A 15,770-nucleotide genomic window follows, 5' to 3' on the forward strand; every position below is an offset into this window, starting at 1 on the left:
TACCGCCCCGCGAGGGGTTCACCCGGTTCGCCTACATCGGCATGTGCTTCGTCGGCGGCGGTCCCGGCTTGCTGATGAACTTCGTGACCGGCCCCTCCTTGCTCATCCCGGCCCGTTCCAGGAACTGCGCCATCTCGCCGCGCACCTGCGCCAGCGTCGGGCGGCGGCCCGGTTCCGGGTCCATCGCCGCCAGCAGCAGCCGCGCGTGGGCGCTGTTCTGCGGCAGCTTCGTCACCGGTTCGCCCTGGGCGGCGGCCATCAGCGAGGAGATCGGGTTCTCGCGGGAGCCGCGTGGCGGGTGGCCGGTGAGGGCGTAGGACACGGTGGCGGCGAGCTGCCACGAGTCCGAGGCGGGGGACGCGGCCTCACCGCGTGCCGTCTCCGGCGCGAGGAAGTCGGGGGTGCCGACCATCATGCCGGTGGCGGTGAGGGTGCTGTCGCCCTTGGAGCGGGCGATGCCGAAGTCGATCAGGTGGGCGGTGCCCTGGACGTCGACGATGACGTTGGACGGCTTCACGTCGCGGTGCAGGACGCCGCGGGTGTGGGCGGAGGTGAGGGCGTCGGCCATGTTCAGCCACAGCCGGGCCGCCAGCTTGTCGTCGATCAGGCCGTTCTTCATGACCGTCTCGGACAGCGACGCGCCCTCGATGTACTCCATCACCAGCGCGAGGCCGTCCGGGTCCTGGACGATGTCGAACACCCGCACGCAGTTCGGGTGGCGGACCGCGGCCAGTGCGCGGGCCTCGCGGAGCATGCGCTGCTCGGTGTCGTTGTCCGGGGCGTGCGCGAGCTTCACGGCGACGGTGCGGTCGAGCTGTTCGTCGACGGCGAGCCAGACCGTGCCGAAGCCGCCGGAGCCGAGCTGGCGGACGCGGCGGAACCGGCCGTTGCCGGGGTTCCACACCTTGCCCGACTTCTGCACCGGTGCGGGCGACTCCGCGTTCGCGGCGCCGGGGCCGAACGGCAGCGGGCCGGGGGTGTCCGCGAGCACCGCGGGCCGGGACGGCTGCGGTGGCTGCGGGTTCGCCTGGGACGGCTGCTGGAGCACCTCGGCCACCCGCGTCGGCGGGTACTGCTGCGGCGGGGGCGGCGGCTGGTTCACCGGGCGCATCGGCCGGTTCATCGGCGCCGGCTGGTACTTCGGCACCTGTGCCGGCTGGTAGGGCGGCGGCTGCTGCTGGGCGGCCGTGATCGGCTTGGTCGCCGCCTTCTTCTGCGGCAGCTGGGGCTGCTGAGAGGGCTGCTGCGCGGTGTTGCGCGCCACCGGCTGGGGTGGCGCCTGGTTCGCGTTGCGGTCCTGGGACCGGTCACGGCCGGGGCGGTTCAGCATGGCGGTAGTCAACCCGAAGATGCGCACGACGATCGACCCGATCACCGCGATCGGGAAGAACCCGAGCAGGACGTGCCCCACCAGCGTCACGGGCAGTGCCGACGTGGACGCGAGGAGCACCAGGAACGGCGGCCAGAACACCCGGCGCGGCCAGTTGGGCCCGAGCCGGAACGCCGACCCGGCCTGCAGCATGACGAACAGCAGGCACAGCAGGCCGAGCACGATCGTGATTCCGGCGGCGACCAGGAACAGCCACTCGTCGCCCGGCGCGCGGAACACGCCGAGGATCGACGGCGTGCCGTCGACGAGGTAGGCGCCCTGGGAGAACTGTCCGAAGCAGGTCGCCTGGTCGAGCGAGTCGGACCCGGCGATCGTGCGCTGACCGAGGCCCTGCACGGTGCCGCGCAGGATCAGCCACGGCAGCACCAGCGTGCCGGCGACGCCGAGCACGGCGAAGACGGCGCCCGTCACGGCGCCGTAGGAGTTGCCGACCACCCGGCGCACCGCGATGGCGAGCAACGCGGCCACGGTGGGGAAAAGGCCGAGAACGGCACCGAGCGCCGTCGTGGTCCACACCCAGTCACCGGGGCAGACGCTGGCGCCCACGAAACCGTGCAGCCACGTGAGCAAGGACTCCGCGAGCCCCACGACCCGAACCACCCCTTCCGCGATCATCCCCAGCCTAGGTGCCGATTCAGCCTACGGTGCGTGATCGGTGTGCGGCCGACGCCACAGCAACCAAAATCGCGTCCACTGCGTTGCACCTCCCGCACCTGGCCGGACCTCGCGAGAAATGCGCTCTTCTGCCCTCTAGGACGTGTCCGCGGCCTTGTCCGTTGAACGGCGGCTCATCACGGTTGGAGCCGGTTTGCGACTCGGAAGCGTCACGTGCCACGACCTGCGGTGTGGAATCGCCGCTCAGTTGCTGCGCAGCCAGTGCCGGTACCGCGCGGCCAGGGCGAGCGAGGTCAGGACCCCCTCCACGTGCGGTTTCGCCATGAAGTCCGCGGCACGCGACCTCGCCGGCCCCGGCTGGGCGGCGGGCTCCGGAGCGGCGGGCACGGGTGGTGGTGGTACGGCCGGGCGCGGCACCAGCGGGACGAACGGCGGCGCGACCAGCACCGGCAGCTCCGACCGGACGTTCCACAGCTCCTCCGCGGCCCGGTCGACCGCGCGGACCGCCAGCCGTTCCTCCCCGGCCCGCTGCTGGTCGAGCCGGTCGAGCAGCTCGCCGTCGGCGCCCAGGCCGAGCCGCACGACCTCGGCGACCGTGTGCAGGTAGGCCTCGACGGCGTCGTGCGCGGACCCGAACGCCTCGGACGTGTCGAGCCACCTCATCCGCGCCCGGTGCCGGTAGTCGTCGAACGCCTCGCTCGCCGCCCCGCGCCACGCCGGTGCCGTCGCGGCGGCGTGCGCGGCCGCGGCCGATGCGCTCTCGTCGCGCATCCGCCTCAGCCACTCCTGGACGGTCCGCAGGGAGTGGAACTCGTCGGGGAGCGTCACGCCGGCGGGGTGTCCACCTGCTCGTACAACCGAGCGGTGTCCCTCAGCCGGTGCACGGTCTCGTCGGCGTCGCCGCCCAGCACGCCGGTCGCGTGGCCGGCCGCACCGCGGAACCTGCTCAGCGCCGCGAACAGCTCACCGCGCCGCCCGTCCACCTCGCCGTCCGGGTGGACCGCCTGCTCCGCGACCTGCTCGACCGCCCTCGCGAGCGGTCCGGTGAGCGCTCTCAGCTCGGCCGGGTCGACCTCGAACCCCCGCACGGCACCCTCCACACCGGAAGTTTGACGCTGAACGATACCAACCTGTTACCTGATGAGCGCGCCGACGTCCGAACTGGACAGGAAGACGGTCTCCTCCTCCGCGGCGCCCGCGTCGACCACGACCGCGAGCCGCGCCGACGCCACGAACGACAGCAGCTCCGCGCCCTCGACCTCCAGCCACCGGTCCTCCCACGGCAGCTCCTTCGCCCGCCGGTAGGCCACGAGCCGGTCGAGCCCGGTGAACACGAGCACGGCCTTCTCGTAGCCGTCGACGCTCGTGGTGACCAGCCCCGGCTCCCCAGGGTCGGGCAGGAACACGGTGGTGCCGAGCAGCTCCGCGGCCACGCCGGGATCACCTGCCCGCGCCAGCTCGCGTACCCGCGGCTCCGCGCGCGGCCTGCGGTACATCGGCCGCCCGTGCAGGACGTGCTCCAGCTCCACGGCGGTCGACGGCACCGAGGGGTCGACGCGGAAGTGCGGCACGCAGTTCAGCGCGAACGGGATGTCGTCGACGCTCGCGCCCGGCAGCACCGCGACGACGACCTTGCGCTTGAACTCCTCGGGCTTGCGCATGAGCATGCCGCGCAGGTGCTTGAGCTCGTACTCGGCACCGGCGCTCATCGGGCTGTCACCGCGGAACGCGAGCCGCCACCCCGCCGACACCGCGACCACGATCCGGTCCGCGTCCTCCATGCGCTGCAGGCAGTACGTGGACCAGTCGACGGGCAGGTGCTGGTTGAACAGGTCGAGGTCGGCGTCCACGCCGAGGCGGTGCAGCAGCTGCGCGAACGCGTGCACGGTGTCCCGCCACGCCTGGACGCGGGCGGCGTCCCAGCCGGGGCTGCTGTGCGCCCAGACGACGAAGGCTTGCGGCTGCATCGCGGAATCATGGCAGCCGGTCGTATGGACTCCAACGGATTAAGCCGGGCACGATGGACGATCGTGGCGGATTCCTCGGCAGCCCGCGGACGCGGCGCGTTGCGCACCGCGGGTGCGCTGCGGCCGTTCGCCGCGGGCGAGCACCTGATCAACGCGGGTGAGCGCAGCGACGAGGTGCTGCTGCTCGACTCGGGCCTGGTCAAGGTCGTGCTGCCGACAGCGGGCGACCGGGAACCGATCACCGGCCTGTTCGGCCGCGGCGACCTGCTCGGCGAGCTGGGCGTCACCGGCGGCGTCCCGCGCAGCGCCCACGTGATCGCGCTCGCCGCAGGCTCGGCGTGGCACGTGGCCGGCAGCCGGTTCGTGGCGCTGCGGGCGACGAACCCGGACGTGCAGCGCCTGGTCGACCAGACGTGGCGCGACCGCCAGCGCAACGCGGACGAGCTCCAGCGACTGCTCGTGCGGCCGGTGCCGGAGCGGGTGGCGCTCTGCCTGCTGCGGTGGGCCCTGGCGTTCGGCGAGGAGGTCGACGGCGGAGGTCTGGAGCTGCGCGGCCTGAGCCAGGACGAGCTGTCCCAGGCGGTCGCGGCGTCGGTGCAGCACGTCCAGGAGACGTTGAAGGCACTGCGGTCCGCAGGGCCTGCTGCACACCGGCCGGCTGCGGTTCTGGCTGCCGGACCCGGACCGGCTGGGACATTTCATTGCCAAAGCGGACCGCGGGAACTGACAACTTGTTGTCCCGGTTTTCCGGGGATGGCCACCGCCGCGAGCCGCCAGACTCGACAGCTCAGTTCGGGCGCGAGCACCTCGGAGGCAGTGAGTTGAACCCCGTTCCCCAGCACCGCACCTTGCTCGGTGTCGACGTCATCGGCTCGGCACAGCTGCCGCCCCACCTGCTGGCGGCAGTCCCCACCACCGTCTCGGAGCTGCTGCACGCCGCCCTCTCGGCCGCGGGCATCGACCGGTCGGACGTGCTCGCCGTCGAGTCACCCGGCGACGGCGCCCTGCTCGTCCTGCCGAGCGAGCTGCTGGGCGCCGCCGTCGACGCGGCCGCGCACCTCGACCAGCTCACCACCGAGCACAACCGCTGGCGCAAGCCGGAGGTCCGCCTGCGCGCGGCCGTCCACACCGGTCCGGTCGGTGCGGACGGCGGCTTCTACCAGGCCAGGATCACCCACACCCGGCTCCTGGACGCCCGGGAGTTCAAGGCCCTGCTCACCCGCTGCCGCGAGGAGGGCGGCGAGGAGACCGCCAACACCGGCCTCATCGTCTCCGCGGAAGCCCTCGACACCGCCTTCAGCGGCAACCACACCCGCCTGGCCCGGCGCGCCGAGTTCGGCCCGCTCCCGGTGGCCAACAAGGAGTACCGGCACACCGCGTGGGTGCGCGTGCCCGGCTTCGACCCGCGCGCACTGACCGCGCTGACCACCACGCCCGCGCCGCCGGAGAGCGCGGCGCGGGTGGTGAACACGGTGCACGGCACCAACCACGGGGTGCAGGCGGGCGACATCCACGGCGGGGTCACGCTGTACGCGGGGCACCGGCCGTGAGCGAGGAGAAGAAGGACCAGCCGCAGCCGGAACCGCAGAAGGTCCCGGCCGACGCCGCGCCGCTGTCGCCGGGCGAGGGCCGGCACACGTCGAACGTCTCGCACGGCGACATGCACGGGATGCAGACCGGGGACGTGGCCGGCGACGTCAACTACTACGCCGCCGTGAGCAAGTCACAAGCCGACCTCATCGTGCGCTACGCGGCGCCTCAAGACATCGAGGACGTGCAGCGCGAGTTCGTGCCGCCGGGAGGCTTCGCGTCGGCACTCGCCGCGCTGCGCAGGGACAACGTCGTCGTCCTGTGCGGTCCGGGCACCGGGCGCACGTTCGCCGCCCGCCGGTTGCTGGCCTACGAGCTGCGGGTCGCGCGGATCGCCGACATGAACCGGTCCCGCACGCTGGGCACCCTGCGGGCCACCGAGCTGGAACCGGGCACCGGTGTCGTGCTGGACGTCCGGGACAGCCGCGACCGGCCGTTCACCGACCAGGACTTCTCCCAGTGCCGCAACGTCCTGAAGGACGCGGGCTGCCACCTCGTGGTCCTGCTGGACCACCTCGGCCAGGTACCCGCCGGTGCGGCGAAGGACGCCGTCCTGCTCACCGCACCGGCACCGGTCGAGGTCGCGCAGGCGGAGCTGCGCCGGCGCGGGCACGCCGGCGAGGCGGAGCTGCAGACGCTCAAGGACGAGCTGGCTCCCGCGCTGGACGGCGCCTCGCCGGACAAGGCCGTGCGCGCAGCGGACCTCGCCGTGCAGATCCACGAGGAAGGCCTGCCCGTCGCGGAGGCGCTCGCGTCGCTGCGGGAGGAGGTCACCGCGGCCGTCGCGCGGTGGTTCGAGGAGCTGGACGTCCGTGGGCACGCGTACTCGTTCGCGGTGGCGGTGCTGGAGAACCAGCCCTACGAGCACGTCATGGACCGGGCCTGGGCGCTGGACAGGGACATCAGGAAGGCGCGGCTCGCCGAGGGCCGCAGGTTGCGGCCGTGCTGCGTGCTCCACAAGCCCAAGGACCAGCTGCTGCGGGAGATCAGGGCGACGACCGAGGTCCGCGCCCACCCGAAGCACAAGGACATGTTCGAGGAGACGGTCCGGTTCGAACGCCACGACTGGGCGCGCGGCGTGTTCAAGCACATGTGGCGCCAGTACCCGGCGGCCCACCAGGTCCTGCGCGACTGGATGTCCGCGGACGCCGCGCTCGACCGGTTCGAGGAGGAGAGCGCCCAGGCCGTGTGCGAGGTGGTGCGGACCGTTCCGGCCCACGAGCCGCTGGCGATCGTCGAGAACCTCGCCCTGCAACGGTATTACGGCCGCCGCAGGTTGGCGGCGCGGGCGTTGGAGGTGCTGATGGACGACGTCGTCGTCCAGCCGCTCGCCGAGAAGGCGTTGGAGAAGTGGGTCAAATCCGACTACGCCTACCAGAGGGCGACGGCAGCTCGGGTGTACTCGTCCGCGTTCGGCCGCCGGGACCTCACCACCGCGCTCGCGAAGCTGACCGAGATCGGCAAGTCCGAGCAGTACACACCGCAGCGCGAGGTCGTTTTCGCCGTGCTGGAGATGCTCGTGGAGGAGGACATCCGCGGGATCGCGCTCGACACGGTGGTGTCCTGGACCGCGGGGCGTTACCGGCGCACCGGCCTGCAGCCGATCTCCCTCGTGCTGGGGCTCTGGGTGTCCGGGATCTACCGGACCCGCCACGAGTACTTCGTCGAGTTCGGCCGCGCGTTCCCGAAGCAGGTCAGGGACCTGCTCAAGCACGTGCTCGCGGACGAGGAATTCGGCGGTTACGTGCTCGAACACCTGGGGGAGCTGGCACTGCACGCCCGGTGGGACGCCGTGAAGGCGGCCGAGCTCGTCCGGCTCACCCGGCTGATCGCGCCGGACCTGTCGTGGTGGCGGCGCAGGGACGCGGTCGACGCGGTGTGCTTCCAGCACCCGGCCAAGCGCTCGGAGATCCAGCGGATCTTCCGCATCGCGTGCAAGGTGCAGAAGGGCCGGGCTCAGCCGTCGTAGACCTCGTGCTCGGCCAGCAGCCGGGTGCGTCGACCGCGGCGTGCGAGGCGAGGTGCCCGTCCCGACGCGTTATGGCTGGCGTGCGCGGGGTGGCGCGCGCAAGGCGAGGTGCCTGTCCCCGACGCACCACGGCTCGCGTGCGAGGTGGGATGTCCGTCCTCGACGCGTCACGGCTGGCGTGTGGGGCGAGGCGCCCGTCCGGGAGCGCGGGCCGGTTCGAGGCGGGCGACCGGGTTCGGTTCCCGTCCCCCGGCCCGCGAGTCGCGGTGCAGGGCCGTGGGTGCGGGCGGCGAGGGCGGCGCGGAGGACGACGGGCTCGCCGGCCGTGCTACCGACCAGCACCCGCGCCTCGACCGCCGTCGCGCCGGGCACGACCGTGGGGTGGGCGGCCGCTCACCTCGCGTGCGGGGCCGTGGCTGACGCCGGTGACCCGCCGGAGGTGGCGGCCCCGAGTAATAAGGCGGCGACCACCGATTCCATGAGACCAACCTAGCCCCGACCGGCGCGTTCGCCGACCAGCTTCACCCCACGGGCGGGTGAGCCCGGAAACGTTGTACCGCAGGTGACTCAGGGTTCCGAGTCCACACCGGACGGGTCAGTGCCCGTGGTCGTGCTTCGGCGCGAACGGCTGGAAGACGTAGAACATCGTCACCGGCTGGTCACCCGCGACCGTCTCGTGGTCGACACCGGGCGGGACGACGGCGTAGGAACCGGCCGTGGCCTCGACGCCGCCGATGCTGACCGTGCCGTCGACGACCCACGTGTGCTGCGCGGCCGTCGGGTGGACGTGGCCGGCGTCCCGTGCGCCCGGTGCCATCTGGATCAGGCCGACGACCGTGTCGCCGGTGGGTGACCTCCACAGCATGCGGTTCTGCAGCCCTTCGTCGCCGTGCAGCGGGAACGGCTTCATCTGCGCGAGGGCATCCGGCGAGATGACGGTGACCTTGTCCTGCGGCGTGTCACTCACGGGCACGGCCTTTCCGGATCGGGGGCTATGACCGTTGTATAGGCGAAAAGGCCGCGGGCATTACGCCTGTGGATGCCCGCGTCCTTGCGCTATTCGCACGCCACGCCGTCGTTGTCCCGGTCGAGTGCGGACCGGTAACCCGGCTGGCCGCGGTAGAGCGGCGCCGCGCCGGCCGCCCTGGCCGCTGCGCAGTTCGCGTAGTACGCGGGAGCGGGCGCCGGCTGCGGCTGGGGTTGCGGCTGCGGCTGGGGTGCGACGGGCTGCGGTGCGGGCTGGGGCGCCACGGGCTGCGGGGCGACCGGTTGCGGGACAACGGGTTGCGGAGCGGGCTTCACGTCCAGGCCGCCGCACGACGGGCCCCAGAACCCCAGCGCGGCCTGCTTCGCGACCGCCTGCGCCTGCTGGACGGCCGTGTCGGCCTCGGCCAGCGCCCGCGCGGCGCCCTGGCTCACGGCGAGCACCGAGTAGTCGTTGCCGTCGGGCAGGAGCAGCCGCAGCCCCGACACCTTCACCGGCTTGCCCACCAGGGTCCTCGTCGCGAACTCGGCCGACGCCGCCGCCCAGCACTCGCCGGGCACGGCCAGCCCGGCGACGACCACCTTGCTGCCGTCCGACAACGCCACCGTGCGACCGTCCACAACGGACGCGACGGTCACCGGCGGCGGTGTCGTCGTGGTCGTCGTCGTGGTGGTCGTGGTCGTCGTCGTGCTCGACGTGGACGTGGAACCGGCGAGGTCGACGGGTTCCTGCCCACAGCCCGCGACGACCATCAGGAACACGGCCGTGATGGCGACCAGGACGATGCGGGGGTTCTTCGGCAGTTGTCGCCAGAGGGCGCGTGCGGCGGTCATGGCCGTCACATCGCGAAGCCCCGCATCCGGTGTTACCCGTGTCACTCAAAAGGCCCAGTGGACCGAACGTCCATTCAGGACAAAAAGAAGAAGTCCGGCGGTCGTGGTGACCACCGGACTTCTTCTTGTGTGGAGCTGAGGGGAATCGAACCCCTGACCTTCTCGATGCGAACGAGACGCGCTACCAACTGTGCTACAGCCCCTTGCGGTGTTACGAGAGAACTATAGCAGGGCGGAAAGAGGTGTTTCACCACCCCCCTCCTATGCCCCGACAGCACCCCGGTACCGCAGCGACTCCACTCCGTCGAGCTCGACGAACACCGGGTCCTCGTCGTCGGAGTCGACCGGGATCGTGCCCGGGAGCACGTGGTGCTCGTAGCGCGGCAACGGCGGCAGCGCCGGGAGGTCGTCGGCCACCTCGGCGACGTCGACGACCTCGACCTCGGTGGTCTCCAGCGCCTCGACGACCACCGGCGCGTCCGCCTCGACGGCCGGGGTCTGCTGCTGCGGGCCCGTCGCACGGCGGCGGCGGACCTGTTGCAGGCGGGCGAGCCGGCGGGCGCGGATCTCCTCCTCGATCCGCACCTGGCGGCGCAGGTACGTCAGGTAGCCGGCCAGCAGGAGGTCGAGGCCCGCGTGGGCGTACCAGAGCGGCGTCCAGAAGACGCCGGCGACCACACCGGTCGCCACGGCGGCGACCAGCAGGAACGCCACGACTCTGCGGCGGAACGCGTACTTCGCCTGCGCGACCAGCGCGGCGGTCTCCGGGTCGTAGCCACCGCGGCCACGCCGGAACGGGCGTTCGACGTACTCCTCCTCGTCGAAGTAGTCGTCGTCGATGTCGTGGATGTCGTCGTACTCGGCGTCGGGCATGGCGTCGTACTCCTCCCCCACGCTGCGCGCACTCTCCTGGCGCTTGCGGGCCACCATGGGGACGAGGACGACCAGCCACGCCACTACCAGCGCAACGATGATCAGCGAACTCGGCATTCCCCGTTCACCTCCCCCGGCCCACGCGTGGTGCTGTCACCACGCTAGTCACAACAGTCACACCTGTGTCGGAGGCTCGCCGAGCGCGGTGCGTACCAAAGTGTGGTGTATCACCCACTTTCGGGTGAAGCGATTAGGACGAACGGAAGCGGATGTCAGGGAAGACGGGCCTCTCCGCGTGCGACCAAACGGCGCACTAGGCCATCAGGGACCTCTTCGGCCGTGAGGGCCAGGCAGAGGTGGTCACGCCACTGCCCGGCAACATCCAGATAACGCTTGAGGAGGCCTTCCTCGCGGTACCCGGACTTGGCGAGCACCCGTAAGGAGGGCCCGTTCTCGGGCCGGACGGTCGCTTCGAGGCGGTGCAGACCGGCCCCGCGGAAGGCGTGGTCCGTGAGCAACGCCACGGCGGCCGTCGCGACGCCGCCGCCCGCCCGGTCGGCGGCCACCCAGTAGCCGATCCAGGCCGAGCGCAGTGCTCCGCGGACGATGTTGCCGACGGTGATCTGGCCGGCCACCTCGCCGTTGACGAGGATCATGAACGGCAGGGTGGTGCCGCGCCGGGCCGTGGAGCGCAGCGTCGACCACTGGGCGGGCCAGGAGAGCACGGCGTTGCGCTCGTCCCAGCCCTCCACGGCGGTCGGTTCCCACTGCTCCAGGTACTCGCGGTCGCGGATGCGCAGCCGCGACCACCGCGCGCCGTCGAAGAGCCGCGGGCCGCGCAGAACGACGGTTCCCGCGCGCACGTCGAGCGGCCCCAGCCGGACGGGCCAGCCGGGGTGCCGTCCGAGATCGGCGAAGGCGCTCATCAACTCCTCTGGGCCAGGAAGCTGACCCGCACTTCCTCGCCGGCGGAGACGTCCGTGACGTCCTCGTCGACCATGACCAGGCAGTTCGCCTCGGCGAGGGAGGCGAGCAGGTGCGACCCGGAGGTGCCCAGCGGCTGCACCAGGTACTCGCCGTTGTCGGCGTCGCGCAGCAGCTGGCCGCGCAGGAACCCGCGGCGGCCCTTCGTCGACTGCAGCGGTGACAGCAGGCGGGCCGACACCGCGCGGCGGTACGGGTTCTTCTTGCCGAGCGCGGCCCTGATCAGCGGCCTGACCAGCACCTCGAACACGACCAGCGCGCTCATCGGGTTCGCCGGCAGCAGGAACGTCGGCACCGCGTCCGGTCCGAGCCGGCCGAAGCCCTGCGCGGAGCCGGGGTGCATGGCGACGCGGGTGACGTCCATGTCGCCCAGCTCCGACAGCGCCGCCCTGACCTCGTCGCCGATCGCGCCGCCCACGCCACCGGCGATGACGACGATCTCGGACAGCAGCAGCCGGCCCTCGACGACCTCGCGCAGCCGGCGCGGGTCGGCCGACGTGATGCCGACCCGGCTGACCTCGGCTCCCGCGTCGCGGGCGGCGGCGGCCAGCGCGTACGAGTTCACGTCGTAGACCTGGCCCTGGCCGGGCGTGCGGTCGACGTCGACGAGCTCCTCGCCGAGCGAGATCACCGACACCCGCGGGCGCGGGTGGACGAGCACCTTGTTGCGGCCGACGGCGGCCAGCAGGCCCACCTGGGCGGCCCCGATGGACGCGCCGCGGCGCACCGCGACGTCACCGGTCTGCACGTCCTCACCGGTGCGGCGGACGAACCCGGCGGAGGGCACGCTGCGGTTGACGGTGACCTTGGCGTGGTGGCCGTCGGTGTAGCCCAGCGGCACCACCGCGTCGGCCAGCGTGGGCAGCGGCGCACCGGTCGCGACCCGCACCGCCTGGCCGGGTTGCAGCCTGCGCGGCTGCCGGGAGCCCGCGGGGATCTCCCCCACGACCGGCAGCTGCACCGGGTCCGCGTTCGCACCGGACACGTCCACGCTGCGCACCGCGTACCCGTCCACCGCCGCCTGGTCGAAACCGGGCAACGCGCGTTCCGCCACGACCTCTTCGGCGCAGAGCAGGCCCTGCGACTCGGAGATCGCCACCCGCACCGGCGCGGGCCGCACCGCGGCCGCGATCACCCGGGCGAGCTGCTCGTCCACTGACCTCATGTGATTGGTCCTCGCGCCCAGAATGGTGTTGATCAGGATTTGTCAAGGCGTTCCCGCAACCACTCGCGCAGGTCGGGTCCGTACTCCGGGGTGTTGAGTGCGAAGTCAACCGCAGCCCGCAGGAATCCCGCGGGATTGCCGAGGTCGTGTCGCCCACCGCGGTGGACCACGACGTGCACCGGGTGCCCCTCGTTGATCAGCAGCGCGATGGCGTCGGTGAGCTGCAGCTCGCCGCCCGCACCGGGGGTGATGCGCTTGAGCGCGTCGAAGATCGCCCGGTCGAGCAGGTAGCGCCCGGCGGCGGCGAACGTCGAGGGCGCCTCCTCCGGCTTCGGCTTCTCGACCATGCCGACGACCTGCTTGACGTCGTCGGAGCCGGTGTCGCGGACGTCGAACACGCCGTACGCGGAGATCTGCTCGCGCGGGATGTCGAACGCCAGCAGGACGCTGCCGCCCTTCTCCTCGCGCACCTGTGCCATCTTCTTGAGCGCGTCCGTGGGCAGGATGATGTCGTCGGGCAGCAGCACCGCGACGGCCTCGTCCTCACCGGTCAGGTTGGCCTCTGCGCAGCCGACCGCGTGGCCGAGGCCCAGGGCCTGCTCCTGGATCGCGGTCTCGGCCTTGATCAGCTGAGGGGCACGCCGGATCTTCTCGACGAGCTCGGGCTTGCCGCGGTCGGCGAGCGTCTGCTCGAGCTCGGGGTTCTCGTCGAAGTAGTTGGCGACCGACGCCTTCTCCGGCGAGGTCACGATCACGAGCCTGGTGGCACCCGCACCGGCCGCCTCCCTGGCCACGTACTCGATGGCGGGGGTGTCGACGAGCGGCAGCAACTCCTTCGGCACGGCCTTGGTCGTGGGGAGGAAGCGAGTGCCCAGGCCGGCCGCGGGCACGATGGCGGTGTGGAAAGCGCTGCTCATGGGCTGCGATGCTAACGACATACCGGGGGATACCCACCATGACGTCCGATCTTCGTGACCGGAAGGCCACCCTGCGTTCGCGGTTGCTGGCGCAGCGCCGCGCGGTGCCCGCCGACGTGCGCGCCCGTGAGGCCGCCGCGCTGGCCGCGCACGTGGCCCGGCTGGAGGTGGGGCCCGACCAGACCGTGTGCGCGTTCCTGCCGGTCGGGTCGGAGCCCGGTGACGCCTCGTGGCTCGACGGGTTGCGGTGCCGGGTGCTGCTGCCGGTCGTGACGGGTGACTCGCCGCTCGACTGGGCGGTCCACACCGGTCCCGCCGACCTCGCCCCGGCGGCGTTGCGGCTGCTCGAACCCACCGGGCCCCGGCTCGGCGCCTCGGCGATCGCTGGAGCCGCGCTGGTGCTCGTGCCCGCGCTCGCGGTGTCGGTGGACGGGGTGCGGCTCGGGAAGGGCAAGGGGCACTACGACCGGTCGTTGCCGCTGGTCACCGCGCCGCTGGTGGCCGTGGTGAGGGATGCGGAGGTGCTGGAGTCGGTGCCCGCGGAACCCCACGACGTGCGGATGAACGGCGTGCTGACGCCCGCCGCGGGCCTGCGGTGGCTGTGACGTTGACCTGTGGTGTTTGCGCTCGGGGAAGGTCCTGGGCGAAAATCGTGTTGGCACTCACAACGGTCGAGTGCCAGATCTAGGAGCGAACCCAGTGCCTACGTACCAGTACGCCTGCACCGCGTGTGAGCACCGGTTCGAGGCGGTGCAGTCGTTCAGCGACGCCTCCCTCACCGAGTGCCCGGAGTGCTCGGGCAAGCTGCGCAAGCTGTTCGGTGCCGTCGGTGTGGTCTTCAAGGGCAGCGGTTTCTACCGCACGGACAGCCGTTCGTCGACCAAGGCCCCCGCCGCCTCGTCGACCTCGACCTCGACCTCGTCGACGTCCTCGTCCACGGAGTCCTCGTCGTCGTCCACGGCGTCTTCGTCGAACTCCACGAAGTCCTCGACGAGCTCCCCGGCGGCCGCGGCCTCCTGAAGATCGCGAGTTGTCCACAACCTCGCGGCTCGACACCTCCGTCATGCCCTCGCCGGTCCTACCGTCGAGGGCATGACGCTGTCCCCGACCCCGTCCGACCGCCTCCGCTCGCTGCTCCGCCGCGGTGTCCCGCCGTTCTGGCGCCGTCTCCTGGCGCTCGGGCTGACCCTGCTGGCGCTCTCGACGTTCTTCTGGCCCGACGTGGGCCACCCCGCGGTCGTCGCGACCCGCGACCTGCCCGCCGGCGTGCCGCTCGGCCCCTCCGACGTCCGCGTGCAGCCGCTGTCCGTCCCACTACCGGGGTCGTTCCCCTCACCCGGTGCGGTGATCGGTCGCACCCTGTCCACCCCGACCCGCGCGGGCGTCCCGCTGACGGACTTCGCCCTCGCGACCGGTCCACCCGACCTCGCCTCCGTGGCCGTCCGCGTCGCTGACCAGGAGCTCGCCGCCGTGGTGCGGGTGCAGGACCGCGTGGACGTCGTGTCCGCGGAGGGTGAGGTCCTCGCCTCGGACGCCTCCGTCCGCGAGACGAGGGGCCAGGTCGTCGTCCTGACGTTGCCGAGACGAAACGCGACGCGCGTGGCCGCGGCATCACTGGAGCACGCCTTAGCCGTTACTCTCCGCTGATGCTGAAGGGTTTCAAGGACTTCCTGATGCGCGGGAACGTCGTCGACCTGGCCGTGGCCGTGGTCATCGGCACGGCGTTCACCGCGATCGTCACCGCGTTCACCACGAGCATCATCAAGCCGCTGATCAACGTGTTCGGCGGCGCGGAGACCAAGGGCCTCGGTTTCTCCCTGCGCACCGACACCCAGGCGCTGAAGGACTCGACCTTCATCGACCTGAGCTCGTTCATCAACGCCGTCATCAACTTCCTGATCGTGGCCGCGGTCGTCTACTTCGTGCTGGTGCTGCCGATCAAGAAGATCCAGGAGCGCCGCAAGAGGGGAGAGGAGAGCGGCCCGGCCGAGCCCACCGACGTCGAACTGCTCAAGGAGATCCGCGACCTCCTGGCCGCCCAGGCCAGCCAGCCGCCGACCACCCCCACCCGCGACCGCCGCGACCCGGCGATCTGAGTCCCCACCGGCCGCCGTCCCGACGGCGGCCGGCCCACCCACCTCTCACGCGCCGTGCGGGGCGAGCGCCGTGCGGGCGAGGCGGCGCTGGTTCAGCGCACCCGCCGGTGGTTCGGGTGCCGAGGTAGGGCGGGGTGCGGTGCGAGGGCGGGACGCGCTGCGTTCACCGGCCGGAGCGCCGAGGCGCCCCGGCCTCAACCGCCGTGGTGCGGCGGCCGGTTCTCCCGGTACCAGGCCTCGGAGTCACCGCCGGTCTCCCCGCGCTCGTCCGACGTGGTCTCCGGCAGCACGTCCCCGAACACCTCGGCCAGCCGACGCCGCCGCCGACGCCGGTCCGCGTCGTCGCCGTCATCGGCTGCCCGTGTTCCCTGCTCCGCCACTGCTAC

The 15,770-nt window shown here is 72.1% G+C and carries 18 protein-coding genes and 1 tRNA gene; 7 read left to right on the forward strand and 12 right to left on the reverse strand.

From position 1 onward, the window contains the following. Positions 1 to 31 precede the first annotated feature (31 nt). The 4 genes from ACZ7CF_RS10910 to ACZ7CF_RS10925 form a co-directional block, all read right to left on the reverse strand. On the reverse strand, positions 32 to 2,005 hold the full coding sequence (locus ACZ7CF_RS10910) for a serine/threonine-protein kinase (RefSeq protein WP_360385825.1): 1,974 nt from the start codon (positions 2,003 to 2,005) through the stop codon (positions 32 to 34). A 243-nt stretch (positions 2,006 to 2,248) separates the two neighbouring features. Further along, on the reverse strand, positions 2,249 to 2,833 hold the full coding sequence (locus tag ACZ7CF_RS10915; RefSeq protein WP_360385823.1) for a hypothetical protein: 585 nt from the start codon (positions 2,831 to 2,833) through the stop codon (positions 2,249 to 2,251). After that, positions 2,830 to 3,093, reverse strand: coding sequence for a hypothetical protein (locus ACZ7CF_RS10920; protein WP_360385821.1), 264 nt, complete (start codon positions 3,091 to 3,093; stop codon positions 2,830 to 2,832). The genes ACZ7CF_RS10915 and ACZ7CF_RS10920 overlap by 4 nt, the downstream gene beginning before the upstream one ends. 45 nt (positions 3,094 to 3,138) lie before the next feature. Next, positions 3,139 to 3,972: a hypothetical protein gene (locus ACZ7CF_RS10925; RefSeq protein ID WP_470369483.1), complete on the reverse strand. Its 834-nt coding sequence runs from the start codon at positions 3,970 to 3,972 to the stop codon at positions 3,139 to 3,141. A gap of 63 nt (positions 3,973 to 4,035) precedes the next feature. Between ACZ7CF_RS10925 and ACZ7CF_RS10930 the strand changes: the two genes are divergently transcribed. The 3 genes from ACZ7CF_RS10930 to ACZ7CF_RS10940 are packed head-to-tail and all read left to right on the forward strand — an operon-like array spanning position 4,036 to position 7,531. Further along, on the forward strand, positions 4,036 to 4,797 hold the full coding sequence (locus ACZ7CF_RS10930) for a Crp/Fnr family transcriptional regulator (RefSeq protein WP_470369484.1): 762 nt from the start codon (positions 4,036 to 4,038) through the stop codon (positions 4,795 to 4,797). Then, positions 4,794 to 5,522: a nucleotidyl cyclase domain-containing protein gene (locus ACZ7CF_RS10935; RefSeq protein WP_360385813.1), complete on the forward strand. Its 729-nt coding sequence runs from the start codon at positions 4,794 to 4,796 to the stop codon at positions 5,520 to 5,522. Before ACZ7CF_RS10930 ends, ACZ7CF_RS10935 begins: the two co-directional genes overlap by 4 nt. Beyond that, a complete protein-coding gene (locus ACZ7CF_RS10940) occupies positions 5,519 to 7,531 on the forward strand; it encodes a hypothetical protein (RefSeq protein WP_470369485.1) in 2,013 nt (670 codons plus the stop codon). The genes ACZ7CF_RS10935 and ACZ7CF_RS10940 overlap by 4 nt, the downstream gene beginning before the upstream one ends. A gap of 595 nt (positions 7,532 to 8,126) precedes the next feature. Here ACZ7CF_RS10940 and ACZ7CF_RS10945 read toward each other — a convergent pair. The 7 genes from ACZ7CF_RS10945 to ACZ7CF_RS10975 all read right to left on the reverse strand — a co-directional run bounded on the left by ACZ7CF_RS10945 (position 8,127) and on the right by ACZ7CF_RS10975 (position 13,288). Continuing rightward, on the reverse strand, positions 8,127 to 8,498 hold the full coding sequence (locus ACZ7CF_RS10945; protein WP_360385809.1) for a cupin domain-containing protein: 372 nt from the start codon (positions 8,496 to 8,498) through the stop codon (positions 8,127 to 8,129). Positions 8,499 to 8,587: 89 nt separating this feature from the next. Then, positions 8,588 to 9,349, reverse strand: coding sequence for an excalibur calcium-binding domain-containing protein (locus ACZ7CF_RS10950; RefSeq protein ID WP_470369486.1), 762 nt, complete (start codon positions 9,347 to 9,349; stop codon positions 8,588 to 8,590). A gap of 130 nt (positions 9,350 to 9,479) precedes the next feature. Next, positions 9,480 to 9,552, reverse strand: a tRNA-Ala gene (locus tag ACZ7CF_RS10955). A gap of 58 nt (positions 9,553 to 9,610) precedes the next feature. Then, positions 9,611 to 10,339 carry a divisome protein SepX/GlpR gene (gene sepX / locus ACZ7CF_RS10960; RefSeq protein ID WP_360385805.1) on the reverse strand — a complete coding sequence of 243 codons (729 nt, stop codon included), beginning with the start codon at positions 10,337 to 10,339 and terminating at the stop codon, positions 9,611 to 9,613. Between the two features lie 155 nt (positions 10,340 to 10,494). Beyond that, the gene (locus tag ACZ7CF_RS10965) at positions 10,495 to 11,148 is read right to left on the reverse strand and encodes a GNAT family N-acetyltransferase (protein ID WP_360385803.1); all 654 of its coding nucleotides are present in this window, start codon (positions 11,146 to 11,148) and stop codon (positions 10,495 to 10,497) included. Continuing rightward, positions 11,148 to 12,371, reverse strand: a complete 1,224-nt coding sequence (glp, locus tag ACZ7CF_RS10970; protein WP_360385801.1) for a molybdotransferase-like divisome protein Glp — start codon at positions 12,369 to 12,371, stop codon at positions 11,148 to 11,150. The genes ACZ7CF_RS10965 and glp overlap by 1 nt, the downstream gene beginning before the upstream one ends. A gap of 32 nt (positions 12,372 to 12,403) precedes the next feature. After that, on the reverse strand, positions 12,404 to 13,288 hold the full coding sequence (locus ACZ7CF_RS10975; RefSeq protein ID WP_360385799.1) for a UTP--glucose-1-phosphate uridylyltransferase: 885 nt from the start codon (positions 13,286 to 13,288) through the stop codon (positions 12,404 to 12,406). Positions 13,289 to 13,326: 38 nt separating this feature from the next. On the opposite strand from ACZ7CF_RS10975, the gene ACZ7CF_RS10980 reads away from it, so the two are divergent. The 4 genes from ACZ7CF_RS10980 to mscL all read left to right on the forward strand — a co-directional run bounded on the left by ACZ7CF_RS10980 (position 13,327) and on the right by mscL (position 15,384). Further along, positions 13,327 to 13,893 carry a 5-formyltetrahydrofolate cyclo-ligase gene (locus ACZ7CF_RS10980; protein WP_360385797.1) on the forward strand — a complete coding sequence of 189 codons (567 nt, stop codon included), beginning with the start codon at positions 13,327 to 13,329 and terminating at the stop codon, positions 13,891 to 13,893. Between the two features lie 94 nt (positions 13,894 to 13,987). Next, entirely contained in the window at positions 13,988 to 14,308 is a 321-nt protein-coding gene (locus tag ACZ7CF_RS10985; RefSeq protein ID WP_470369487.1) for an FmdB family zinc ribbon protein, read from the forward strand. 72 nt (positions 14,309 to 14,380) lie between these two features. Then, a complete protein-coding gene (locus ACZ7CF_RS10990) occupies positions 14,381 to 14,935 on the forward strand; it encodes an SAF domain-containing protein (RefSeq protein ID WP_360385793.1) in 555 nt (184 codons plus the stop codon). Beyond that, entirely contained in the window at positions 14,935 to 15,384 is a 450-nt protein-coding gene (gene mscL, locus ACZ7CF_RS10995; RefSeq protein WP_458429461.1) for a large-conductance mechanosensitive channel protein MscL, read from the forward strand. Before ACZ7CF_RS10990 ends, mscL begins: the two co-directional genes overlap by 1 nt. Before the next feature lie 194 nt (positions 15,385 to 15,578). Here mscL and ACZ7CF_RS11000 read toward each other — a convergent pair whose 3' ends face one another. Beyond that, positions 15,579 to 15,764 (reverse strand): hypothetical protein, encoded by a 186-nt coding sequence (locus ACZ7CF_RS11000; RefSeq protein ID WP_458429462.1) that lies wholly within the window; start codon positions 15,762 to 15,764, stop codon positions 15,579 to 15,581. Positions 15,765 to 15,770 lie beyond the last annotated feature (6 nt).

The organism is Lentzea sp. NPDC036955 (genome assembly GCF_055608005.1).

What these genes read in the sequence shown, in the direction of transcription:
- ACZ7CF_RS10965 (WP_360385803.1), bottom strand. Translation starts at nt 11,148, where the DNA reads ATGAGCGCCTTCGCCGATCTCGGACGGCACCCCGGCTGGCCCGTCCGG.
- sepX (WP_360385805.1), bottom strand. Translation starts at nt 10,339, where the DNA reads ATGCCGAGTTCGCTGATCATCGTTGCGCTGGTAGTGGCGTGGCTGGTC.
- mscL (WP_458429461.1), top strand. Translation starts at nt 14,935, where the DNA reads ATGCTGAAGGGTTTCAAGGACTTCCTGATGCGCGGGAACGTCGTCGAC.
- ACZ7CF_RS10950 (WP_470369486.1), bottom strand. Translation starts at nt 9,349, where the DNA reads ATGACCGCCGCACGCGCCCTCTGGCGACAACTGCCGAAGAACCCCCGC.
- ACZ7CF_RS10910 (WP_360385825.1), bottom strand. Translation starts at nt 2,005, where the DNA reads ATGATCGCGGAAGGGGTGGTTCGGGTCGTGGGGCTCGCGGAGTCCTTG.
- ACZ7CF_RS10925 (WP_470369483.1), bottom strand. Translation starts at nt 3,972, where the DNA reads ATGCAGCCGCAAGCCTTCGTCGTCTGGGCGCACAGCAGCCCCGGCTGG.
- glp (WP_360385801.1), bottom strand. Translation starts at nt 12,371, where the DNA reads ATGAGGTCAGTGGACGAGCAGCTCGCCCGGGTGATCGCGGCCGCGGTG.
- ACZ7CF_RS10980 (WP_360385797.1), top strand. Translation starts at nt 13,327, where the DNA reads ATGACGTCCGATCTTCGTGACCGGAAGGCCACCCTGCGTTCGCGGTTG.
- ACZ7CF_RS10975 (WP_360385799.1), bottom strand. Translation starts at nt 13,288, where the DNA reads ATGAGCAGCGCTTTCCACACCGCCATCGTGCCCGCGGCCGGCCTGGGC.
- ACZ7CF_RS10990 (WP_360385793.1), top strand. Translation starts at nt 14,381, where the DNA reads ATGACGCTGTCCCCGACCCCGTCCGACCGCCTCCGCTCGCTGCTCCGC.